This is a genomic window from Bacillus sp. YH3-2-B2 (assembly GCF_053663335.1).
The window spans coordinates 65,480-87,334 of record NZ_JBSJQE010000005.1; the positions used below are offsets into that span (position 1 = coordinate 65,480).

Here is a 21,855-nt window from a genome sequence, read left to right on the forward strand (position 1 = left end):
GTTTTTTACAGGCGCGGCAGCTTCATTTCTTTCTCAAACATCAGGTCATCAATGCTTTTAAACGTGTAGCCTTCTTTTTTCAAATCGGTAATGGCATCGTCCAGAGCTTCTGAATTGTCCTTTGAAACGGTGTGAAGAAGGTAGATCGCGCCGGGATGCGCCTGCTTTATCATGTGATCATAGGCGTATTGTTTTCCTTTTTGCTCGTTAACCTTCCAGTCGACAAATGCGACGGACCAGAAAACCGTTTGGTAGCCGAGACGCTTCGTTTCTTTGAGGACATATTCGCTGAATACGCCGCGCGGCGGACGGAGATACAGGTTGTCCCGCTTTCCGGTAATGTTGTACACAGCTTCCGTGACGGAATCGAGTTCGTCTTGAATCTGATCGCCCGTTTTTGTCGTCAGATCAGGATGATGAAAAGAATGATTGCCGATGATATGGCCTTCCTTTGACATCCGTTTAATCAAATCAGGCTGCTCTTTCACAAAATGACCCGTGACAAAAAAAGTGCCCGTGACGTGATGTTTTTTTAACACATCAAGCACTTTCGGGGTGTACCCATTTTCATATCCGTTATCAAACGTTAAATAGATGGTCTTTTCTTTCGTATTGCCCAAATAAAAGGCATCATATTTTTTGACCAGATTGTCCAGCTGTCTGCCGGCATCGGGCGGCTGATGATTGACGCTGCGTTTAAATCCCCAGTTTATCCGTTCATTCGGCACCGCTTCTGCGCTGTTGATGCCTCCTGCAAGTAAAACGGCCATGCAGCAAATTGAACAAAACCATTTCATGACCAGCACTCCTTCTGCATTTTTCCTTATTTTGCAGTAGGCCCTGCCCTTTTATACAGCCGCATTATGGAAAAAGAAAAACCCCGGCATCCGCCGGGGGTTATTCCCAATCCTTTTTAAAGCGTTCGTATTTTGCTTCCAGATCATCAAGCATGCCGATGAGCCGGTCTATATCTTCAACGTCCGTTGATTCAGGGTCTAATGAATCAATGACATTCATAAACATATCGAGTCTGTTCTTCAGGTAATCGAGCTGCTGATCTTTGCTGTTTACTGCATTCCCCATACTTCCACTCCATTCATTTTTTATAATGGTAGCGTATTTTTTGGCGTTTTTCAATGGTTCCGCTACTTGCGATCTTGGCAGATCAGGTCTAAAATTAACAGTTGGCAGACGTTAGTATGCCCATTTATAAAGGAGTTAGATAGTCATGACACAAAACACAGCACTGCGTCCGATCACACCGGAGTACGATCCTTGGGAAGCGTACATGGATGTCGACCAGTATGGAGATATGAAACTGACGAACGTTGAATTCACAACGACGACTTTGTGCAATATGAGATGCGAGCACTGCGCCGTCGGGTACACGCTCCAGCCGAAAGACCCGGATGCGCTGCCGATCGACCTTTTATTAAAGCGGCTTGATGAAATTCCTCTGTTGCGCTCTATCAGCATTACGGGCGGCGAACCGATGCTTTCGCTGAAATCGGTAAAGGAATACGTCGTCCCGCTTTTGAAATATGCGCATGAACGCGGCGTGCGCACACAGATCAATTCAAACCTGACGCTTGATATCGGGCGCTATGAACGGATTATTCCTTATTTGGACGTTCTTCACATTTCCCACAACTGGGGAACGGTCGAGGACTTTGCCGACATCGGATTTGCGATGATGGAGAAGAAACCGACATTTGAACAGCGGGCGCGCTATTTTGACAAAATGATTGAAAACAGCCGCACGCTGGTCGAAGCAGGCGTAATGGTTTCAGCGGAAACGATGCTGAACAAGCGGACGCTGCCGCATATTGAACATATTCACCGGCAGATTACGGAAGAAATGAAATGCCAGCGGCACGAAGTCCATCCGATGTATCCGAGTGATTTCGCCAGCGCGCTTGAATCACTCAGCCTGAAGGACATGAGACACGCCATTCATCATCTGCTCGACATTCGCGATGAAGAGACATGGATGCTGTTCGGCACGCTTCCGTTTTACGCATGCAGCCCTGATGAAGAAGACCAGAAGCTCCTCCGCCGCCTGCGGGAAGCGAAAAACGTTACGGTGCGAAACGACCCTGACGGCCGCTCCCGCCTGAATGTCAACATTTTTGACGGAAATATCATTGTCACGGATTTCGGCGATACACCGCCGCTCGGCAATATTAAAACAGACAGCCTTCCCGATGCATATGACAAGTGGAGACAGACGAAGCTGAGCAAAGAGCTGAACTGCCGCTGCACAAACGTCCGGTGCCTCGGACCGAACGTCCTTGTCAAAAACAGTTATTATCAGGACACGGATTTTTCATTACGAAAAGCCAGAGGTTAACAGAAGATGGAAACGACAATTACGGATATTTTGAAAAGCAAAGTGGTTGAGATCATCATCGTCGCTCTCGTGCTTTACGCCGGTGTTTTTCTGATCAACCGCTTTGTCCAGGTGTTATTTAAACGCATAGATTTCTTGGAGGAACGGAAAGGGAAAACGATTGAAAGCCTCGTCCGATCCATCACCCAGTATACGGCGACGATCGGTTTTATCTTTTACGTCATTTCGTTATTCGTTCATGATTTCGGCCGAATTTTAGCCGGGGCGGGTGTTGCCGGTATCGTCATCGGTTTCGGCGCCCAGTCGTTAATCAAGGACATATTGGCCGGTGTCTTTTTGATATACGAACGCCAGCTTCATAAAGGCGATTACGTGACGATTAACAATCTGTTCAACGGCACAGTCGAAGAAATCGGGCTCCGTTCCCTCCAGATCCGTGAGTGGACCGGCAAGCTGCTTACCATTTCAAACGGTGAGGTCAGACAGCTTCAAAACTATAATATTGATTTTATGCGGATTACCGAGTCCGTCGTGATCAGTTATAAAGAAGATCCCGAGCGGGTATATGCCGTCTTAGAAAAAGCCTGCGACATGCTCAATGATGAGCTTCGCGATTCACTGAAGCGGGATGAATTTCTCAATGCGGCGGAGCCGTTTCAAGTGCATGGAATCATGAGCCTGAACAAATTGACGAGAGGCATAGAATTTACCGTCAAAGGCATGGTTCAAGATAAAGAATACTTCTCGGCAAGCCTTGCGGTGAGACGCGTTCTTGCCCGGGAGCTGTACAACAACAATGTGCAATTGCTTGAGGAAATGTATCACACACAAAAAAGCTGATTCCCGAACCGGAATCAGCTTTTTTTATTTATCTCGGCTGCGCTGTCATTTGAAAACCGAATGTGACGTGATCCTGCACCGGAATCCAAGCCCCGATTCCTTGCGAAGTCACATTTTTGACGACAAGTTTCCGCTTGCTGCCTTTCAGCACCAAATACACTTCACCGTATGTTACTTTTCCTTTTTCATTAACGGCCGGAGCGTAGGCGTGCAGGTAGCCGAGCCGCTGCGGAGAAATTTTGTAGGTTTGATCGCGTTTTGTGCCTGCGCCGATAACCGTTTCAAACGCGAGCGGCAGTTTTGTTTTCTTCATCGCTTTTTGCATCATCATGCTTTTTACGTCTTCTGCGTTCGGCACCTTCGCTGTGAGCCCGCCTTTAATTTTGTACTGCTGTTCTTGGGCGTATGAGATAACCGCGGTTTGCTGTCCGCCCCGGTTATCCGCTCTGTTCGTATTGATTTTTTTATATTCCCAGTTGGCGACCGTTTCGTTCGATTGATAGCCGAGCGCCCATTTCCCGAGAAATATTGTCGCCCGGTAGCCGATGGCAAGCGGTGAACCGGAAACCGAGGATTCATTCAGCATTTTTATCAGATGCGGATTTTCGATGTTGATCTCGGATGTATCTAACAATTCCTTTGCCAGTTTGCTCGGCTGAAGCATCGGCTGGTCCTGTGAAGCATTCGGATACGTATTTTCCTTTGAAATGCTTACAACAGAGTTGGGAACCTTAAACGGTTTCTTTGCACCGGCAGACGGCATTGCGAAAAAACTAAAGGATAACAGCAGAATCAGTGTGGCATGAAACAGCTTTCTCATCATATCACTCTTTCTATAGCATTTTCCTTTAGTCTTTTCCTCCGCAATCGTTGTTATCCGCATTTTTTACAGGTTAAAGCAGGAAAAAACCGATCGCCATGATGACATAAGCGGCAAGGAGCGTAGCCCCTTCAAACCAGTTCGAATCGCCGTCATTTGAAATCATCGTCATCAAAAGGACGGATGATATCATCGCCACAAGCTCGGGCAATGTGAATACAAGCGGCATATTGACCGGAAAAAAGATAGAACAGATCACAAGAACCGGGGCTACAAACATGGCGATCTGCAAAGTCGAACCTACCGCGATTTCAACGGCGACATCCATCTTGTCTTTGTACGCCATAATAATCGCCGACGCATGCTCTGCGGCATTTCCGACAATTGCGACGATAATCACCCCGATAAACAGCTCGCTCCAGCCGAACTGTTCAGCCACCGCATGAAACGTATGGACAAGGTTTTCAGATATGTAGGCGACAATAATAGTTGAAATAAATAAGACGGCTGTCGCTCTTTTCCCCGACCACTCTGGCTGCTCCTCTTCTTCCTTTGCCTCCGGCTGATTCGGCTGATAAACACCGCGGTGAGTGACGAGCTTGAAATAAAGAGCTGCCACGTACAAAAGGATCATGATGATGCTGATGCCGACACTCAAATCAAGCTTGTTTTTTTCCCCCATATCCATGGAAAACACTTCGGGAATGACAAAAGCTACGATAATGGCAAAAATCAGCAGGCCTGAATTATGCCGGGCATCATGAATATTGAATTCCTGCCGCTTGTATTTCAAACCGCCGATAAAAAATGACAATCCCGCGACGAGCAAAAGATTGCCGAGCACCGAACCGGTCAGTGAAGCAAGCACGATGCCCGTCAGCCCTTCTTTTAAGGCGAAAATCGATATAATCAGCTCTACCGCATTGCCGAACGTGGCATTCAGCAGACCGCCGATCCGCGGTCCCGCGATAATGGCAAGAGATTCAGTCGCTCTCCCCATATAACTTGCAAGCGCAATAATCGTCAAGCAATAAATAATAAACAAAACCGCTGACGGCCAGTGCATCAGGCCGCCGATGACTGAAAGCGGCACTCCCGCCGCAGCCGTAAAGAAAAAAATCCGATTCATATCTGCCTGGCTCCTTTTTTCGAATAAGTCTTTTTATATCCTTCTCAAAAACTCCTTCAATTACACTTCCTCGGCAGCCCGAATTGGCATTTTCAGGTTGCCGGACGCGGCAAATCCGTGTACGATCAAGAAAGATACTGAAGAAGGAGAAATACGCGATGTCACGACTGTACTTCTTTATTTTGGTTCTGCTTGTTTCCATCTCCGGATTTTCCCAAGGCATGCTTCTGCCGGTGATCTCCGTCATTTTTGAAACGAACGGAGAATCCGCAGCCATAAACGGACTTCACGCAACCGGCCTTTATATCGGCGTGCTTCTGGCGTCGCCGTTTATGGAGGCCCCGCTGCGCAAGCTCGGATTCAAACCTCTGATGGTCATGGGCGGATTTCTTGTTATCATCAGCTTATTCAGTTTTATTTGGCTTCAATCCATATGGTTATGGTTTTTTCTTCGGCTGCTTATCGGAATCGGGGATCATATGCTGCATTTTTCAACCCAAACGTGGGTGACTTCCAAGTCAACGCCCCGAAACAGAGGAAGAAACATTTCGCTGTACGGACTGTCCTTCGGGCTTGGATTCGCTGTCGGCCCGTTCATGGTCCCTCTTGTGAAAACAAGTCCGTCCCTTCCGTTTATCGTATCCGGCTGTATCAGTCTTTGTGCCTGGCTGTTTGTGTTTGCCTTACGTAACGAGTACCCGGCGCAAGGTCCGGATGAAACATCCGGGGACAACAGCGCAAAACGGTTTTACCGCGCCCTTCTTTTCGGCTGGGTCGCTTTTCTCCCGGCTTTCGGGTACGGTTTTTTAGAAACGGCGCTGAACGGAAGCTTTCCCGTGTACGCCCTTCGTTTAGGCATATCCGTGGATGCCGTCGCGCTGATATTGCCCGCTTTTGCCATCGGAAGTATTGTATTCCAGTTCCCTCTCGGTTTATTAAGCGATCGATTCGGGAGAAAACGTGTCCTGCTCGTCATCTTATTAACGGGTGCCCTTTGCTTTTTGACGGCCGGACTGTTTCCGTCGCCTTCTGTCATCGGCTGCTGCTTTTTCACGGCGGGGATGGCGGTCGGCAGTATGTTTTCCCTCGGCATCAGCTATATGAGCGACCTGCTGCCGTCCCATCTGCTGCCGGCGGGCAACCTGCTCTGCGGCATTTCCTTCAGCCTCGGAAGCATGATCGGCCCGGTGGCGGGCGGCTGGTATATGCAGCGGTTTGAAAGCGCCAACTTGTTTTACTTTATTACGGTGATTCTGGTCTGTATTTGGCTTGCGCTCGTCTTCGGGAAAACAAAGCACAGCCCCGCTTCCGAATCCCATTCTTTTCCGGCCACATAAAAAAGCCGCCTGATCTGAGCCAGGCGGCTTCTTTCTAGTGGTATCCGTTCTGCCCGTTGGCGCTTCCGCTTGTTTTATTCTTCGGGCCGTTTTTTGAGTTTTGTTTATTATGGCTTCCGCCTTTTTTCGTATGCTTGGTCATAGCCGATTCCCTCCGTTTTTCAGCTTGAACGTCATCCGTTCCTCTATAGCTTGCTCCCGCGGTACGGATTTTCATCAGGAAGCTTTTTACGTTTATGTAAAAGCGCGTTGATTTCTCCTCCTAAAATCAACAGGGTTCCCGTAAGGTAAAACCAGATCATAAGGACGATAATTCCCCCGATGCTCCCGTATGTGGCGCTGTAGTTGGCAAAGGTGCCGACGTAAAATGAGAACAGCATACTGACGATAATCCAGCCGGCTGCCGCGAATACAGCTCCCGGCAGGACAAAACGGAGGGAAAGCTTTTTATTCGGCGCGAATATGTAAAGCGCGGTAAACACGATTAAAAGGATAAGCGGACTGATACCCCAGCGGACAACCGACCACACCTGCAAAAACAGGTCCGAGGCGCCGATGAAATCCGCGGCCAGCATTCCGATTTCTCTGCCGAACACCGGCAGAAGCAGTGCGATTAAAATCGTAACCACCATCGCAATGGTTAAAAAAATTGAGGTCAGGCGAATGATGATAAATGAGCGGTTTTCCTCGACTTCGTAGGCATGGTTAAATGCTCTGACAATCGCGTTCATACCATTCGAAGCCGACCAGATGACGGCGATAATCCCGAATGACAAAAGCCCGCCGCTGCGCTTGTTCAGCGTTTGCTCCGTTATGGATTTCACCATGGACATGGCGCTGTCGGGCGCGTATTGATCGACCGCCCCGAGCACGTCTTCTGCCGATATGGGAAGATAGGCGGTGAGCGTCAGCATGAAAATCATCAACGGAAACAATGACAGCAGGAAAAAATACGCCAGCTCCGCCGATTTACTTTGTCCTTCATGCAGAGAAAACCTTGCAAACAGCTCCTTTATAAAACTCATGACATCCCACCTCAATGATCGTTTTTCGAAAAATGCTCCTTCGTTTCTTTTAACAGGTCAATGACCTGCGGCGTCGTCTGCTTCAGCTTGGTGATCTGCCCGTTTAAAAAACTCAGATCTTCCGATACGGTATTGGCAATGTTTTTCACTTGATCCAGTTTTGCGGAAGCCTGCTGCTTCAGGGCTTCAGGATGTTTTCGGTAAAATGCCGCACGCCGCCTGCACGCGTCCATGTTCCGGAAACATGCCTCTCTCGTCGGCTTATGTAATAAGGACAGTGCTCCGCCGGCGGCAGCGCCGATCAGAATCGCTTTTGCCATGATGCGTGTCTGCTTCATCGGTCAATCCCCCTTATAAATGATGGTCTTTCTTTATTGTCTCCAGCAAATGACGGCACCCGGACTCGACCAAAGCGTACACCTCGCTGAAATTTCCGGTATAATACGGATCGGGCACGTCGGCAAGGTCTGACTCCGGTACATAATCAAGCAGCCTTGCAATACGCGGCGCCGCTTTTTTATAACCGGCCATGCTGCGCAGATGTCCGATATTTTCTGCATCCATCGCAATGACGTAATCAAAATCGGTCAGATCAGACTCACGGACCTGCCTCGCCGTGATGCCGCTTGCGCTGATCCCTTTCTCCTTCAGGATCTCCTTTGTCCCTTCATGCGGCGGATTTCCCGCATGCCAGGCGCCGATTCCCGCTGAATCAATGTTAATCTGCCCGTTCAGCCCGTTTTTCTTCACCATATCAGAAAATACCGCCTCTGCCATAGGCGACCGGCAAATATTTCCCAGACAGACAAACAGCACATGTATCATATCGATAACCTCCCTATTCTTTCCCCGCATTTTGAGGATCAAAAACCTTATCAACATCTTAGCAATTTTTCTGCGGCTGTGGAAATAAGCTTTTATTCTAAATGAATTCTGTTAGAATAAAGGGTACGAAAACGGTCATGAAAGGATGCATGAATTTGCCGAGCCAACAAACAGAAACGTTAAATAAAATGATTGAAGACATTTCGCAAAAGCTCAACATGCTCAATGTCGGCGTCATCAGAGCGGAAGATTTCAGTGATGAAAAAATAGAAGATCTTACATACCTTCATCAAATGGTCATGAAAAAAGCATCATTCAGTCCGAGTGAAATGCAGGCCATTGCCGAGGAGCTCGCCTCTCTCAGGAAATAAACCCATGTCAGACCTGCCGAAAAACGGCGGGTCTTTTTTGATTTAAAAAAGTAAAAAATAAAAGTTCATCGGTTTGACACATATAAAAAGAAGGAGTATAGTAACTGTGAACTTGGTAGAACGATATACTAAATGAGCGGGCCGCTTATCTTTTTTTGTTTAGTAGAACGATATACTCATTGTGATATCAGCGTTATTCAAGTTTGTCTATGCAACCGTTGTATCAAACAGTTTTCAAAGAAAGGCAGTGGTTCAATAAAGGGGAATGGTGCTGTGCTTTTATCAATTAAAAAAATAATTTAATTCTTTATTAACCGCATTAGGGGATGTCATCATGAAAAACATATACACCAAAATGGCAGCGGGTCTTTATATTAACTATTTCCTGCTGGGCATGATCAATATTATTATCGCATCCAATATGGAGGCATTATCAAAACAGCTTCATACTTCCGCAGCCGGTGTCAGCTATTTGGTCTCCGCCATCGGGATCGGGAAGCTGATTTCGCTTCTGTTTGCCGGGAAGCTTTCGGATACATTCGGGAGACGGCCGTTTATCGTGTCGGGCGCCTTTCTGTATCTGATTTTCCTAATCGGGATTCCGCTTTCGACAAACTATACGGCCGCGTTTATCTTCGCCATTTTCGCCGGGATCGCCAATTCCTTTTTGGATTCCGGGACATATCCGGCGCTTATTGAAGGATTTCCGAAAAACGCAAGCTCTGCAACCGTGTTAATCAAAGCATTTGTATCAATCGGCGCGACGGTGCTTCCGTTTTTTATCGCGTTTATTGCGGACAGGCATTTGTTTTACGGCTGGACGTTTTTCGTACCGGGCATTATTTTCTTCCTGAACGGCTTTTTTCTGTTGAAAGTTCCGTTTCCGAATCATAAGCAAAAAGAAGACGGCGGCCGGACGGAAGCCTCTCCGTCTGATGACGCGTTCACATCACAGCCGTCGATATGGCGCGAAGGCGTTGCGATCATTCTGTTAGGCTTTTCATCAACGGCGCTGTTTATGCTCGTTCAAGTATGGCTTCCTAAGTTCGGGCAATCCGTTTTGGGCATGCCTGAGGTGCAGGCCGTCAAATTGTTGAGCTATTACAGCATCGGGGCGCTTGTGTCCGTGTTATTGCTGGCTGTGCTGTTAAACAGAGTGATTCAGCCGATTACGGTAATGGTGCTGTACCCTGTGATCGCGGCAATCGCGCTGCTTGCTCTGATTTTCATTCAGCAGCCGGCCGTATCGGTCATCAGCTCCTTTGTCATCGGACTTTCAACTGCGGGCATTCTGCAATTGGCGATGACGGTTATGGCTGTTTTATTCCCTAAAAATAAAGGTACAATCACATCTTTTGTTAATATAGCATCAAGCTTATCTTTTATTGTCATTCCGCTTGTAACGGGAGCGATATCCAAAGCCGCCGGCCTGACGCCTGTTTTTCTGCTTGATATCGGAATTGCGGCCGTCAGCGCCCTCCTCGCATTGTTTATCGGAATCCGCTTTAAGCAAGTGATGAAAGCCTGACTATTTTTTAAGGGAGAGGATTTATCATGCAATCTATCACAATCAGAAACACGGTCATCGGTGAAGGGCTTCCGAAGATCATTGTGCCGCTGATGGCGGCCGGAGAGAAAGAACTGCTCGAAGAAATTGAAGCCGTCAACAGGCTTCGCCCGGATATCATTGAGTGGCGGGCGGATGTATACGAGCATGTTGACAGCCTGGACGCCGTAAAAGGCATGCTTGAAAAGCTGCGGAAAGCCGCAGGCGCAACACCGCTGCTTTTCACATTCAGAACCCATAAAGAAGGCGGAAATAAAGTTATTGATGACCGCTTTTACATTGAATTGCTTAAAACCGCCATCGAAACAAAACATATTGACCTTGCAGACGTTGAGCTGTTTACGGGAGAAGCGGAAGTCAAATCAATTGTGAAAACCGCTGAAGACAACGGCGTATATGTCGTCATGTCCAATCATGATTTTCATCAGACACCGAAAAAAGAAGAAATCATTTCCCGGCTCCGGAACATGCAGGCGTACGGCGCGCACATTCCGAAAATCGCGGTGATGCCGCAAAGCACTGAAGATGTTTTCGTCTTATTGGATGCCACTCACACGATGAAAACACAATACGCGGACCGGCCGATCATCACGATGTCAATGGCGGGAACAGGCCTGATCAGCCGGCTGGCCGGCGAAGTCTTCGGCTCAGCGTGCACGTTCGGAGCGGGCAAAGAAGCATCAGCGCCCGGGCAGATTCCCGTTGAGGAATTGCGCAGCGTACTCAGCATTTTAAATAAACATATGTAATCAGCGTTTTTTGCCCTCAAAGCGGGAGGAAAAACAAATGAATGGACTAACGGAGGAATACATCATGAAGAAAGAATTAGGACGGATTAACGGAAAAACTCAGCTTATCGGATTATTCGCGACACCGATCGGACACTCATTATCTCCGGCGATGCACAACCTGGCGTTTAAAAAATTAGGATTGAACTACGCTTACCTCGCGTTTGAAGTCGGCAATGAACAGCTGGAAGATGTGGTAACGGGAATGCGTGCCTTAAACGTCAGAGGCTTCAATGTCTCGATGCCGAACAAGATGAACATTCTCCCTTACCTCGATGAACTCGCGGATTCAGCGAAATTCACCGGCGCGGTAAATACAGTCGTTAATGAAAACGGCAGACTGATCGGACACTCCACTGACGGTATGGGATACGTCCGCAACTTAAAAGAACACGGCGTCGATATCACAGGCAAAAAAATGACGCTGGTCGGTTCCGGCGGGGCCGCCACTCCGATAGCGATTCAATCTGCATTGGAAGGCCTCGGAGAAATCTCTATTTTCGCCCGCAATGACGCGTTTTTCGAAAAAGCGGAAGAAAATGTCCGCATCATCAATGAAGAAATGAAGGGATCTTCTTGTAAAGCGAAAGTCTTCCCGCTCGAAGATCAAGATGCGCTGCGTGCTGAAATCGCTTCAAGCGATATTTTCACAAACGGAACAGGTGTCGGCATGAAACCGCTTGAAGGCTTAAGCGTTATTGAAGATACATCCATGCTCCGTCCGGATTTGATTGTGACAGACGTCGTTTACAACCCCGTTACGTCGAAATTGCTTGAACAAGCTCAAGCAGCCAGCTGCAACACCATTAACGGTCTCGGCATGATGCTTTGGCAGGGCGCCATGGCGTTTGAATATTGGACAGGCCGTGAAATGCCGGTTCAGTATATTAAAGAGCAAATGTTTGAATAACCTATTGTGACAGAAGCGCCGAAGGACAATCCGTCTTCCGGCGCTTTATCTTTTTCTCCCTCCTCTCTCTTTCTTCTCATGCGCCAAAACGCTTATAATGGATGTAACGAATAAAAACCAAGTGAGGAATGCGACGTATGAAACAGCAAAAAAAACGCCGGGTGACATTGCAGCAGGTCGCCGAACATGCCGGCGTCTCAACATCCACCGCTTCATTAATTGTCCGCAATAATCCCCGAATTTCCGAAGCGACCCGTGAGAAAGTGCTGCAATCCATGCGGGAGCTGGGGTACGTATATGATCGGGTCGCCGCGAATTTACGATCACAGACGTCCACAACGGTAGGATTGATTATCACTGACATTTCCAATACGTTTTTCTCAGAATTTCTGATCGGCGTTCAGAATACGCTTGAGGAAGTCGGATTAACGGTGCTGTTAGGCACGACATTTGATTCCGTCGCCAAGCAGGAGCAGCTGATCTCGACCATGCTGGAGCACAGGGTCGGCGGATTGATTTTGTGTCCGGTTTCAGGGACGGCTGAGGAAACCCTTTCCCGCCTTGAGCAGCTTGACATTCCGGTCGTGCTCGCCGTCAGGGAGATTGCCGATGCCAACTGTGATTTTGTCGGAGCCGATTATGAGGAAGGCACCTATAAGGCAGTGCGTCATTTCATTGAGAAAGGCCATCAGGAGATTGCGTTTCTGGGCGGCGTGAAGCACTCATCAACATGGACGAAGCGTATGAAAGGGTTTAAAAAAGCGCTCCGTGAAGCGGATCTGGAAGTGAAAAATGAATATGTCATTGACAGCGCGCCGACCCGCGAAGCAGGCTGTGACGCCGTGACGGAGCTCCTCCGCCGGTCTGAGCGCCCGACCGCGATTTTCTGCTTCAGTGATTTGGTCGCGTTCGGCGTCATGCAAGGGATCAGAAAAGCCGGGCTCGTTCCGGGCGAAGATATTGACATTGTCGGCTTTGATAACGTGCCGGAAGCTGAAATTTCTTATCCTCCGCTTACAACCGTTTCTTCCTTTCCGCGGCAGTCGGGAAAAGAAGCGGCTCAATTGCTGCATCATAAAATCACCAATTCCCAGCACAAAAAACAGCGCATTATTCTGGCGCCTGAGCTGGTCATCCGGGAATCTTCACAAAAAAAGCGGAACGCCTGATACGGCGCTCCGCTTTTATATTACGCAAGCAGTTTTAATGATTCGCGGTTGAATGCCGGAATGTCATCCGGTGTGCGGCTTGTGACCAGCTGGTTCTGGCAGACGACGACTTCTTCATCCACCACATTCGCGCCCGCGTTTTCCATATCGATTCGGATTGAAGTAAATCCTGTCGCTTTGCGCCCGTCCAATGCTTTCGCGTTGATGAGAAGCTGAGGGCCGTGGCAGATGGCGAACACCGGTTTTTTATCATCCATAAACGCTTTGGCAAATTGGACGAAACGGTCATCCGCACGCAGCATGTCAGGTGAGAATCCGCCCGGGATCAGCAATGCGTCAAAGTCTTTCGGATTCACATCATCGATGGACGCGTCCACTTTCACTTCCGCTTCCCCTTGTTTTCCTTTGACTGTTTTTCCTTTTTCCTGTTCAATTACGGTTAATTCATGACCCGCATCTTTAAAAGCTTTCGCAGGTTCAGTATACTCGACATCCTCAAAGTAATCCGTTAATACAACTGCAATTTTTTTACCCATAGTTACTACCTCCTGCTTGATGAAGTCTACATAAATCCATGTACCCCAGCCACACTAACATCAAACATAGGTAACGCGTTTACCGCCCGCCTGTTTTACATAGGTCATTATCCTCATTTTTTATCTTTTCACAAGAATCATCATGAAATCTATATAAACTTTCACAAAATATTCTTACAATGGTACTGCATGACAAAATTTGTTGAAAGGTGGAGAACAGGTGAGAATACAGAAAAGACGATGCAGCGTCAATATGACACTCCGTATTCTGCTGCCCCTAGTTATGATACTTAGTCTGATCCTCCCAACATCACCCATTAAAGCAGAAGAAAACAAATCCTCCAGTGTGAATCTCAGCATTTTAGCCACAACTGACGTTCACGCTAACATGATGGACTACGATTACTACAGCGACAAACCGACAACGGAATTCGGGCTGGCCCGAACGGCTCAGCTTATTGAGAAGCACAGGCGCGAAAACCCGAATACGCTGCTTGTCGATAACGGAGACCTGATTCAGGGGAATCCCCTCGGAGAATACGCCGTAAAATATGAGAAAAATGATATCATTTCAGGCGCAAAGACCCATCCGATCATTGAAGTGATGAACAGTCTGCATTATGACGCAGGAACACTCGGCAATCATGAATTTAATTACGGGCTTGAATTCCTGGACGGGACAATCAAAGGCGCTGATTATCCGATCGTTAACGCCAATGTGAAAACAGTAAGCGGCGAAAACCGTTATACGCCTTATGTCATAAAAGACAAAACCGTCACGGATGAAAACGGCGGCAAGCATCAGCTAAAAGTCGGCTATATCGGCTTTGTTCCTCCCCAGATCATGACGTGGGATAAGAAAAATCTCGAAGGCCGCGTTCAGGTCGAGGACATTGTGGAATCCGCAAAGAAAACCGTTCCGAAAATGAAAGCTGAAGGAGCCGATATCGTCATCGCCCTCGCCCACAGCGGCATCGAAAAAAAAGCGCAGTCTTCCGGAGCGGAAAACGCCGTTTTTGACCTGGCAACGAAAGTCAGCGGAATTGACGCGATCGTATCCGGCCATCAGCACGGGCTTTTCCCTGATGCCGAATACAAAGGCGCTGCTCAATTCGACGTCGATAAAGGCACGATTAACGGCATCCCCGTTGTTATGTCAAGCAGCTGGGGCAAATATGCGGGCGTCATCGACCTTAGGCTTGAAAAAACAGACAGCGCGTGGCATGTGGAAGATGCAAAAGGCAGCATCGAGCCGATTGCCGGTAATGTGACTTCGGAAAACGAAACCGTCGTCAATACCGTCAAAAAAGCGCACGAAGGCACTTTAAAATACATCAGAGAACCCGTCGGCCAGACAAAAGCCGATATCAACAGTTTCTTCGCCCAAGTCAAAGATGATCCGTCCATTCAAATCGTAACGGATGCGCAAAAATGGTACGCCGAAAATAAGATGAAGGATACGGAATACAAAGATCTGCCTATCCTCTCGGCGGGCGCCCCGTTTAAAGCCGGCGGGCGGAACGGCTCAAATTACTATACAAACATTTCCGCGGGCGACCTCGCCATCAAAAACATCGGCGATTTGTACCTGTATGACAACACGGTTCAGATCGTCAAGCTGAACGGAAGCGAAGTGAAAGACTGGCTCGAAATGTCCGCGGGGCAATTTAATCAGATCGATCAGGCAAAAGGCGGCAGCCAAGCGCTTTTAAATGACGCCTACCGCTCATACAATTTTGATGTCATTGACGGTGTCACCTATCAGGTCGATGTCACAAAACCGGCGAAATACAACGAAAACGGAACAGTCATTCATCCCGATGCAAGCCGGATCGTCAACCTTTCTTATCAAGGAAAGCCCGTCAGCGCCAAGCAGGAATTTCTGATCGTCACAAATAATTACCGCGCTTCAGGCGGCGGAGGATTCCCTCACTTAAGCAATGACAAAATCGTATACTCTTCTGCCGATGAGAACAGGCAGGTCTTAATGGATTACATCATCCAGCAGAAAACGATTAATCCGCAGGCTGATCATAACTGGTCCATTCTTCCGGTCAAAGGGACAAACCTGACATTTGAATCTTCCTTGGCCGCAAAGCCGTTTGCCGACCGCGCAGATGACGTCGCCTATATCGGTGAATCACAAAACGCGGGCTACGGACAGTACAAGCTCCAATTCAAAGATGATGAACCGGGCACAGATCCGCCGAAAGATGACGCATGGAAACTCACCGTTATGCATACAAACGACACGCACGCCCACCTTGATAACGCGGCGAGGCGGATGACGAAAATCAAAGAAATCAGAAGCAAAACCGACCGCAGTATTTTGCTGGATGCGGGAGACGTTTTCTCAGGCGATCTCTATTTCACAAAGTGGCAGGGGCTGGCTGATTTAAAATTGATGAACAGCATGGGCTACGACGCAATGACCTTCGGAAATCATGAGTTTGATAAAGGTCCGGATGCTCTCGCCAGCTTCCTGAGCGGTAACGGGAGCGCGTCTGACCCATCCGGGAAATACAATTTTCAAGCGCCTGACTTTCCGCTCGTCAGCTCAAATGTCGATGTGTCCAAAGAGTCAAAACTCAGACCATTCATGAAAAAAGCAGACACATTTACGGCAGGGAAAAAGAAAAAAGCAGGCATCTATCCATATATTCTGCTTGATGTAAACGGAGAAAAAGTCGCCGTGTTCGGCTTGACGACAGAAGATACGTCCGTCACATCAAGCCCGGGAAAAAGCATTGTCTTTCATGATGCCTTCCAATCCGCACAAGATACGGTAAAAGAAATACAGAACAAGGAACATGTCAATAAAATTATCGCCCTGACCCATATCGGGCATCAGCGTGATCTCGATCTCGCCAAAAAGGTAAAAGGCATCGACTTAATCGTCGGCGGACATACGCATACGCTTGTAGATAAAATGGAAATTGTCAAAAACGAAGAGCCGACCATCGTCGCCCAGGCAAAAGAATACGGCGAATATTTAGGCCGTGTCGATGTCGCATTTGACAAAAACGGCGTCGTCCTGCCGGAACAATCCTCTCTTCAAGCGCTGCCGGTGAATGAGCAGACGAAAGAAGACCCGGATCTGAAAAAAGAGCTTGATCCGTTTAAAAAAGAGCTCGTCTCAGTTAAAAATGAAAAAGTCGGTTCAACGAAGGTCGCACTTGACGGCCAGCGCGAGCATGTCCGCTCCAAAGAAACCAATCTCGGAAACTTCATCGCGGACGGCATGCTGCAAAAAGCGAAGGAAGCGGCCGGCGCCCAAATCGCGATCACAAACGGGGGCGGCATCCGCGCGGGCATTGATAAAGGAGACATCACACTCGGCGACGTGCTGAATGTAATGCCGTTCGGCAACACGCTTTACGTCGCGGATTTAACCGGAAAACAGATCAAACAAGCCCTGGAACAAGGGTTAAGCGGAATTGAGGCTCAAGGCGGCGCCTTCCCTCAAGTTGCCGGTTTAACATACACGTTTACACTGAATAAAAAGCCGGGACACCGTGTTCTTCAAGCTTCGGCCGTACAGGATGACGGCAGTGTAAAGCCGATTTCTGATAAGAAGACATACAGAGTCGCCACCAGTAACTTTGTCGGTGAAGGCGGAGACGGATATTCCGTCTTTAACGAAGCGTCCCATAAAGAAGACCTTGGCTTTGCCGACTATGAGGTCTTCGTTGAGCAGCTTGAAAAAGCGGGAAAAGCGGTGGGACCGAAAGTTGACGGCCGCGCGCAGGAAGTGTACCTGCCGACGAGACAAAAAAACGGTTCGTGGACGCTTGAAGATGACAGCGCATTTGCCGTCTATGCAAAAAACGCCAACACGCCGATCGTGTATTATGATAAGAATGACGGCGCCAAAAAGCCGATTGATCTCAGCGTGACCAAAAAACAAATCGGCCTGTTAAAGGACAGAACATCGGATTCTTCCCTTACGATCCTGCATGACAAGTTCAGCATGAAAATGCCGATGGCAAACGCTGCTTCAGCTGATACACGATTCGGTGTGACGCCGAAAGGAAAAGTTAGCGGGGCGCTTTCAAATGTATACGACTTTACAATGAAGCAGAAAAACAAAGACATCAAAACATTCAAAGCGCCGGTAAAGCTCACCCTGCGCATTGAGAATATGAAAAAGGCGAAACAGCCCGGCATTTATCATGTAGACCGGAAAAAGAACGTCTATACAAAAACAGACAACGGTTCGGTTTCACACGATCTCGTCACGGGCTATACAAATCATTTCAGTGAATACACCATATTAAACGCAAACACGAAGAGCGCGCCGCCGACAAGCGGAGATCACGGCTCCGGAAAGCAGCCAAGCGGACAAAAACCGTCATCCGGCCCTGCGCAGGACGGAGTATCGCCGGGCGGCCTGCTTCCTGATACGGCCACAACGATGTATTCCATCCTTCTTGCCGGGTTACTCATCAGCGCGCTCGGAACGGCACTGTATCTGTATCAAAGAAGAAAAGCAAAAAAAGTGAACGAAGCATAAAAAGACCGCTTTTATCAGGCGGTTCATCCCAAAAGCTCTCCTGATCTGATATCAGGAGAGCTTTTTCTGCCGGTCCCCCCTCTGAGTCGACAGCCGTATGGCCGAGTGATAAAATATGAACGTTATTCGCGAAAGACTGCATCCGCATCGTTTAACACTTCACGGCGGGGCCTCTCTTTTACACGGCGCCGCCTGTTTGGAGGACTTTTTTTGAAGATTACAGGAAACAAACGAATCCGCATGTCTTACAAGAAAAAGCTGTTTTACGTGATAACAGCGCTTTGTTTTATCAGCTCGCTCATTTTTGTCACTCACAACGCTTCTTTTTATGAGCGGCCGATTGCCAGAGTGACGAAAACAACATTGGAACACCAGTCTGACGTACAGGACATGCATAAAAACAAAGATAAGATTTTCACTCAGACGATCACAGCCAGACTTGAAAACGGAAGTCAGAAAGGGCAGCTCATTCATTTGTCCAATCAGTATTCTTTATCCGGAGCGAATGATCAGAAATATTCGATTGGCGATGAAGTATTCGTTTCTATTGATAAAGGGAAACCATCAAACAAAGATATATCGGGAAGCATTATAGATAAAAAACGGGATAAACAGCTTTTGCTGATCGCCTGGGTTTTCATCTTCACCTTGCTTATCGTCGGCAAAAAACAAGGCTTCTTTTCGATCGTCAGCCTGATGTTTAACGCCGTTTTACTGTCGTTTGCATTAGATTTGTACAGGAAGCATCCTAATATAGGGTTAATTTTCATCTGCGGTATCTGTATTCTCATCTTTACTGTCATCTCATTGCTGCTTGTCAGCGGTTTTCACGCGAAAACATACGCCGCCATAGCCGCGACGCTCGCAGGCACTTTCGTTTCCCTGCTGATTACGTATCTGGTGATGCTGGCAACCGGAGAGAAAGGTCTCAGATATGAGGAAATGCAGTATTTAACCCGCCCTTATCACACGGTGTTTATGGCCGGGGTATTTATCGGATCACTGGGAGCGGTCATGGATGTGGCCATTACCATGACGTCATCTGTCTTCGGATTATATGAAGAAAACAAGGGTATCTCATTACAAGCTCTCAGACGTTCCGGGATGGAGATCGGAAAAGACATCATGGGGGCGATGACCAACATTCTGTTTTTTGCTTATATAAGCGGCTCTATTCCGATGATGCTTTTGTATTTGAAAAATGATTCCCCGATAGGATTCACTCTTTCTATGAACATTTCCTTGGAAATAGCCAGAGCATTGGCCGGAGGGATCGGAATTGTATTAACCATCCCCGCCAGTCTGTATGCTTCTGTCTTTTTTATTAAACGAAAGAAGGCAAGCTCATGAATGTCATCGTAATTCTCGCGGCGATTTTATTTCTATTAATGGTCATCATCGGCGGAAAAAAAGGAGCGAGGTCTTTTATTGCGTTATTCTTAAATTTCGGTGTTCTCTTTCTCACCATTATTTTCATGACAGACCCGCATATCAATCCGATTGTTTTAACATTGCTCTCTTCCTCCGTGATTTGCAGCATTACTCTTTTTTATATTAATGGAGGAAACGTCAAAACCGTAACCGCCTTTATTTCTGCAATGCTGACCATTGCATTGCTGCTGTTTTTTATTATGTCCGTAACAAAACATACTTCGATTCAGGGATTCGGTGAAGAAGAATTGGGGGATATCGGCATATTCACACTGTTTGTCGGGGTGGATTTTGTGAAGGTTACCGCAGCTATGATCATCATGGGCACGATTGGGGCGATTACTGATGTCGCGATTTCCATTACTTCACCCATGCGGGAAATTTACAGTCATAATCCGTCCATGAGCAGAAAAGAACTGTACATATTCGGATTAAGCATCGGGAGAGATATTTTAGGAACGAATACGAATACGTTATTCTTTGCTTTTTTCGGCAGCTATTTGGCTTTAATTATCTGGTTTAAAGACTTATCATACTCAGCTGAAAAAATAGTGAACTCAAAAGTATTCAGTGCGGAAGCCGTCACCATTCTTTGCGCCGGAATCGGGATCGGCATCATCATTCCCGTTACGTCCTGGATCACCGCCTGTTTTTTAGCAAAACCAAATAAACATTAAAAGCTGCCGGGACACGCCCGGCAGCTTTTTTTATCTTATACCCACTTTACAACGTCTTTTGAGGCAGATCTTGTTTTCGGGCGCGGTTCTCTGACACGGTAGCCGAATGCGGCCATGACAGAGATGTCGAAACTTCCGTTTTCCAGAAGCCCTTCTTCTTCAAGAATCCGGTGGATCTCTTTGTAGTTGAAGCCTTCAACAGGGCAGGAATCGATGCCGATCTGCGCAGCGGCTGTCATCATATTGCCGAGGGCGATGTAAGTCTGTTTGGATGCCCAGTCAAACAGCGCGCGATCTGATTCAAGCAGATTGAAATCATTTTTCTGGAAGTCTTCCGTTTTGCTGATATAGCCTTCATACATATCTTCCGGCATTTTTTTGACTTCCCGCAAGTGGTTTTTGACATAGTCGGCGTCAAAACGGATATCCTTTGCCGTCCGGGCAAGCAGAAGTACGAAATGGCTTGCGGTCGGCAGCTGCTTTTGCGCCCCCCATGTGAACTCGCGGAGTTTTTCACGAAGCTCCGGATTTTGAACGACGACAAATTTCCAAGGCTCCAAACCGAGTGAGCTTGGGGATAATCTTCCCGTTTCTAAAATGAATTCAAAATCGCTTTCTGAAATTTTTTTCTCAGGATCAAATTCCTTTGTAGCGTGTCTGAATTGATACGCTTCGATGATCTGCTGTTTTTTATCTGACATTCATGATCTCTCCTTTTTATCTCGTTATGTACTATTGTAGCCATTATTTTTGAAAGTACCAGTACGCACATTTTTGTTGGATAGTATTCATTTTGATACTGACAAAAAAACGGGCTGCCGCGGCAGTCCGTTTTTATTTTTCTCTTCTCGCAAAGTCGACGAAACGGAATTTATCGAGCCTGTGCCGGCTTTCCGTGTACTGAAAGAGGCTGGTATCCTCCAAAAAGACGCGGTTTTTCACGACCGCCATATGGCTGAACCCGCCGAGATCCAAATACTTCCGGTCTTCCTCCCCCGCCGGCTCCACGACAATTTCCTTTTGCGCGTAGCTGATGGACAGGCCGAGCTCTCCTTCGAGATACTCATAGATCGAATCTTCACAAATCGCCTTCGTTAATAGAGGCACATGTTTTTTCACAAAGTAATCCTTGTCCAAAATAATATGTTCTCCGTCAATCCGTCTTGATCTGACGACTTCCCACACCTTTTCATCCGCCACTGTACCAAGCTCTTTTGCGGCTTCTGAGGGAGGCAGGATCAGCCCGAGACGGTGAACCTCCGTTCGCGTCTCTTTTCCGAGCGTTTCCGAAAGCTCTTTGAAGCTGATCAGGCCTGAGACGGGAAAGCGCATTTTTTCTCTGTCTAATATGACGGAGCCTTTGCCTTTGATTTTCTGGATGTAGCCGTTTTGCGCCAGCATATTGAGCGCTTTACGGACGGTTTCTCGTGATGTGCCGTATTGATCGCATAAATCATTTTCAGACGGAAGAACGTCTTCAGCCTTCCGCTGGCCGCTTTCAATCTGCCGCACCATATCTTTATAGATTGTGATATATTTATTCACTTTCATTCATGACCACCCAGAT

General features: G+C 47.6%; 21 protein-coding genes. 11 read left to right on the forward strand and 10 right to left on the reverse strand.

All coding sequences use genetic code 11. From position 1 onward, the window contains the following. Nucleotides 1-5: 5 nt before the first annotated feature. Nucleotides 6-797, reverse strand: a complete 792-nt coding sequence (gene pdaA / locus ACWJJX_RS17080; RefSeq protein ID WP_003155556.1) for a delta-lactam-biosynthetic de-N-acetylase — start codon at nt 795-797, stop codon at nt 6-8. A gap of 100 nt (nt 798-897) precedes the next feature. Further along, nucleotides 898-1,083: an SE1561 family protein gene (locus ACWJJX_RS17085; RefSeq protein ID WP_003155558.1), complete on the reverse strand. Its 186-nt coding sequence runs from the start codon at nt 1,081-1,083 to the stop codon at nt 898-900. A gap of 145 nt (nt 1,084-1,228) precedes the next feature. Between ACWJJX_RS17085 and yfkAB the strand changes: the two genes are divergently transcribed. After that, nucleotides 1,229-2,350, forward strand: coding sequence for a radical SAM/CxCxxxxC motif protein YfkAB (gene yfkAB / locus ACWJJX_RS17090; RefSeq protein ID WP_196616286.1), 1,122 nt, complete (start codon nt 1,229-1,231; stop codon nt 2,348-2,350). Between the two features lie 6 nt (nt 2,351-2,356). Beyond that, nucleotides 2,357-3,190 (forward strand): mechanosensitive ion channel family protein, encoded by an 834-nt coding sequence (locus ACWJJX_RS17095; RefSeq protein WP_043866918.1) that lies wholly within the window; start codon nt 2,357-2,359, stop codon nt 3,188-3,190. Between the two features lie 28 nt (nt 3,191-3,218). Here the strand turns inward: ACWJJX_RS17095 and ACWJJX_RS17100 are convergent, their stop codons facing one another. Further along, a complete protein-coding gene (locus ACWJJX_RS17100; protein ID WP_088005349.1) occupies nt 3,219-4,013 on the reverse strand; it encodes a YfkD famly protein in 795 nt (264 codons plus the stop codon). 70 nt (nt 4,014-4,083) lie between these two features. Then, a complete protein-coding gene (cax, locus tag ACWJJX_RS17105) occupies nt 4,084-5,139 on the reverse strand; it encodes a calcium/proton exchanger (RefSeq protein ID WP_003155564.1) in 1,056 nt (351 codons plus the stop codon). A gap of 158 nt (nt 5,140-5,297) precedes the next feature. Between cax and ACWJJX_RS17110 the strand changes: the two genes are divergently transcribed. After that, a complete protein-coding gene (locus tag ACWJJX_RS17110) occupies nt 5,298-6,476 on the forward strand; it encodes an MFS transporter (RefSeq protein ID WP_014304624.1) in 1,179 nt (392 codons plus the stop codon). Nucleotides 6,477-6,661: 185 nt separating this feature from the next. Here ACWJJX_RS17110 and ACWJJX_RS17115 read toward each other — a convergent pair whose 3' ends face one another. Genes ACWJJX_RS17115 through ACWJJX_RS17125 form a run of 3 tightly spaced genes read right to left on the reverse strand, consistent with a single transcriptional unit; the run spans nt 6,662 to nt 8,326 of the window. Beyond that, nucleotides 6,662-7,501 carry a YihY family inner membrane protein gene (locus ACWJJX_RS17115; RefSeq protein WP_003155567.1) on the reverse strand — a complete coding sequence of 280 codons (840 nt, stop codon included), beginning with the start codon at nt 7,499-7,501 and terminating at the stop codon, nt 6,662-6,664. An 11-nt stretch (nt 7,502-7,512) separates the two neighbouring features. Further along, nucleotides 7,513-7,839 carry a hypothetical protein gene (locus ACWJJX_RS17120; RefSeq protein ID WP_014304623.1) on the reverse strand — a complete coding sequence of 109 codons (327 nt, stop codon included), beginning with the start codon at nt 7,837-7,839 and terminating at the stop codon, nt 7,513-7,515. Between the two features lie 13 nt (nt 7,840-7,852). Next, nucleotides 7,853-8,326, reverse strand: coding sequence for a low molecular weight protein-tyrosine-phosphatase (locus ACWJJX_RS17125; RefSeq protein ID WP_014304622.1), 474 nt, complete (start codon nt 8,324-8,326; stop codon nt 7,853-7,855). A 155-nt stretch (nt 8,327-8,481) separates the two neighbouring features. Between ACWJJX_RS17125 and ACWJJX_RS17130 the strand changes: the two genes are divergently transcribed. The 5 genes from ACWJJX_RS17130 to ACWJJX_RS17150 all read left to right on the forward strand — a co-directional run bounded on the left by ACWJJX_RS17130 (nt 8,482) and on the right by ACWJJX_RS17150 (nt 13,131). Further along, the gene (locus ACWJJX_RS17130; RefSeq protein WP_003155571.1) at nt 8,482-8,697 is read left to right on the forward strand and encodes a DUF1128 domain-containing protein; all 216 of its coding nucleotides are present in this window, start codon (nt 8,482-8,484) and stop codon (nt 8,695-8,697) included. A 334-nt stretch (nt 8,698-9,031) separates the two neighbouring features. Continuing rightward, entirely contained in the window at nt 9,032-10,225 is a 1,194-nt protein-coding gene (locus ACWJJX_RS17135) for an MFS transporter (protein WP_024085014.1), read from the forward strand. Between the two features lie 26 nt (nt 10,226-10,251). Further along, a complete protein-coding gene (gene aroD / locus ACWJJX_RS17140) occupies nt 10,252-11,013 on the forward strand; it encodes a type I 3-dehydroquinate dehydratase (RefSeq protein WP_024085013.1) in 762 nt (253 codons plus the stop codon). Nucleotides 11,014-11,077: 64 nt separating this feature from the next. Then, nucleotides 11,078-11,962 carry a shikimate dehydrogenase gene (locus ACWJJX_RS17145; protein WP_073981960.1) on the forward strand — a complete coding sequence of 295 codons (885 nt, stop codon included), beginning with the start codon at nt 11,078-11,080 and terminating at the stop codon, nt 11,960-11,962. A 137-nt stretch (nt 11,963-12,099) separates the two neighbouring features. Beyond that, nucleotides 12,100-13,131: a LacI family DNA-binding transcriptional regulator gene (locus tag ACWJJX_RS17150; RefSeq protein ID WP_025854009.1), complete on the forward strand. Its 1,032-nt coding sequence runs from the start codon at nt 12,100-12,102 to the stop codon at nt 13,129-13,131. 20 nt (nt 13,132-13,151) lie between these two features. Here the strand turns inward: ACWJJX_RS17150 and ACWJJX_RS17155 are convergent, their stop codons facing one another. After that, nucleotides 13,152-13,667 (reverse strand): type 1 glutamine amidotransferase domain-containing protein, encoded by a 516-nt coding sequence (locus ACWJJX_RS17155; RefSeq protein WP_003155578.1) that lies wholly within the window; start codon nt 13,665-13,667, stop codon nt 13,152-13,154. 220 nt (nt 13,668-13,887) lie between these two features. Between ACWJJX_RS17155 and ACWJJX_RS17160 the strand changes: the two genes are divergently transcribed. The 3 genes from ACWJJX_RS17160 to ACWJJX_RS17170 all read left to right on the forward strand — a co-directional run bounded on the left by ACWJJX_RS17160 (nt 13,888) and on the right by ACWJJX_RS17170 (nt 20,288). Next, nucleotides 13,888-18,180: a multifunctional 2',3'-cyclic-nucleotide 2'-phosphodiesterase/3'-nucleotidase/5'-nucleotidase gene (locus tag ACWJJX_RS17160; protein WP_454023141.1), complete on the forward strand. Its 4,293-nt coding sequence runs from the start codon at nt 13,888-13,890 to the stop codon at nt 18,178-18,180. Between the two features lie 210 nt (nt 18,181-18,390). Next, complete coding sequence (locus tag ACWJJX_RS17165; RefSeq protein WP_454023142.1) at nt 18,391-19,530, forward strand: YibE/F family protein; 1,140 nt, start codon at nt 18,391-18,393, stop codon at nt 19,528-19,530. Beyond that, nucleotides 19,527-20,288, forward strand: coding sequence for a YibE/F family protein (locus ACWJJX_RS17170; RefSeq protein ID WP_454023143.1), 762 nt, complete (start codon nt 19,527-19,529; stop codon nt 20,286-20,288). Before ACWJJX_RS17165 ends, ACWJJX_RS17170 begins: the two co-directional genes overlap by 4 nt. A 35-nt stretch (nt 20,289-20,323) precedes the next feature. Here ACWJJX_RS17170 and ACWJJX_RS17175 read toward each other — a convergent pair whose 3' ends face one another. Next, nucleotides 20,324-20,989, reverse strand: coding sequence for an NAD(P)H-dependent oxidoreductase (locus tag ACWJJX_RS17175; protein ID WP_003155588.1), 666 nt, complete (start codon nt 20,987-20,989; stop codon nt 20,324-20,326). 133 nt (nt 20,990-21,122) lie between these two features. Further along, nucleotides 21,123-21,839, reverse strand: a complete 717-nt coding sequence (treR, locus tag ACWJJX_RS17180; RefSeq protein ID WP_014304613.1) for a trehalose operon repressor — start codon at nt 21,837-21,839, stop codon at nt 21,123-21,125. Between the last annotated feature and the right edge of the window lie 16 nt (nt 21,840-21,855).

Coding starts and splice junctions, on each gene's coding strand:
- pdaA (WP_003155556.1), bottom strand. CDS start 797: ATGAAATGGTTTTGTTCAATTTGCTGCATGGCCGTTTTACTTGCAGGA.
- ACWJJX_RS17085 (WP_003155558.1), bottom strand. CDS start 1,083: ATGGGGAATGCAGTAAACAGCAAAGATCAGCAGCTCGATTACCTGAAG.
- yfkAB (WP_196616286.1), top strand. CDS start 1,229: ATGACACAAAACACAGCACTGCGTCCGATCACACCGGAGTACGATCCT.
- ACWJJX_RS17095 (WP_043866918.1), top strand. CDS start 2,357: ATGGAAACGACAATTACGGATATTTTGAAAAGCAAAGTGGTTGAGATC.
- ACWJJX_RS17100 (WP_088005349.1), bottom strand. CDS start 4,013: ATGATGAGAAAGCTGTTTCATGCCACACTGATTCTGCTGTTATCCTTT.
- cax (WP_003155564.1), bottom strand. CDS start 5,139: ATGAATCGGATTTTTTTCTTTACGGCTGCGGCGGGAGTGCCGCTTTCA.
- ACWJJX_RS17110 (WP_014304624.1), top strand. CDS start 5,298: ATGTCACGACTGTACTTCTTTATTTTGGTTCTGCTTGTTTCCATCTCC.
- ACWJJX_RS17115 (WP_003155567.1), bottom strand. CDS start 7,501: ATGAGTTTTATAAAGGAGCTGTTTGCAAGGTTTTCTCTGCATGAAGGA.
- ACWJJX_RS17120 (WP_014304623.1), bottom strand. CDS start 7,839: ATGAAGCAGACACGCATCATGGCAAAAGCGATTCTGATCGGCGCTGCC.
- ACWJJX_RS17125 (WP_014304622.1), bottom strand. CDS start 8,326: ATGATACATGTGCTGTTTGTCTGTCTGGGAAATATTTGCCGGTCGCCT.
- ACWJJX_RS17135 (WP_024085014.1), top strand. CDS start 9,032: ATGAAAAACATATACACCAAAATGGCAGCGGGTCTTTATATTAACTAT.
- aroD (WP_024085013.1), top strand. CDS start 10,252: ATGCAATCTATCACAATCAGAAACACGGTCATCGGTGAAGGGCTTCCG.
- ACWJJX_RS17145 (WP_073981960.1), top strand. CDS start 11,078: ATGAAGAAAGAATTAGGACGGATTAACGGAAAAACTCAGCTTATCGGA.
- ACWJJX_RS17150 (WP_025854009.1), top strand. CDS start 12,100: ATGAAACAGCAAAAAAAACGCCGGGTGACATTGCAGCAGGTCGCCGAA.
- ACWJJX_RS17155 (WP_003155578.1), bottom strand. CDS start 13,667: ATGGGTAAAAAAATTGCAGTTGTATTAACGGATTACTTTGAGGATGTC.
- ACWJJX_RS17170 (WP_454023143.1), top strand. CDS start 19,527: ATGAATGTCATCGTAATTCTCGCGGCGATTTTATTTCTATTAATGGTC.
- ACWJJX_RS17175 (WP_003155588.1), bottom strand. CDS start 20,989: ATGTCAGATAAAAAACAGCAGATCATCGAAGCGTATCAATTCAGACAC.
- treR (WP_014304613.1), bottom strand. CDS start 21,839: ATGAAAGTGAATAAATATATCACAATCTATAAAGATATGGTGCGGCAG.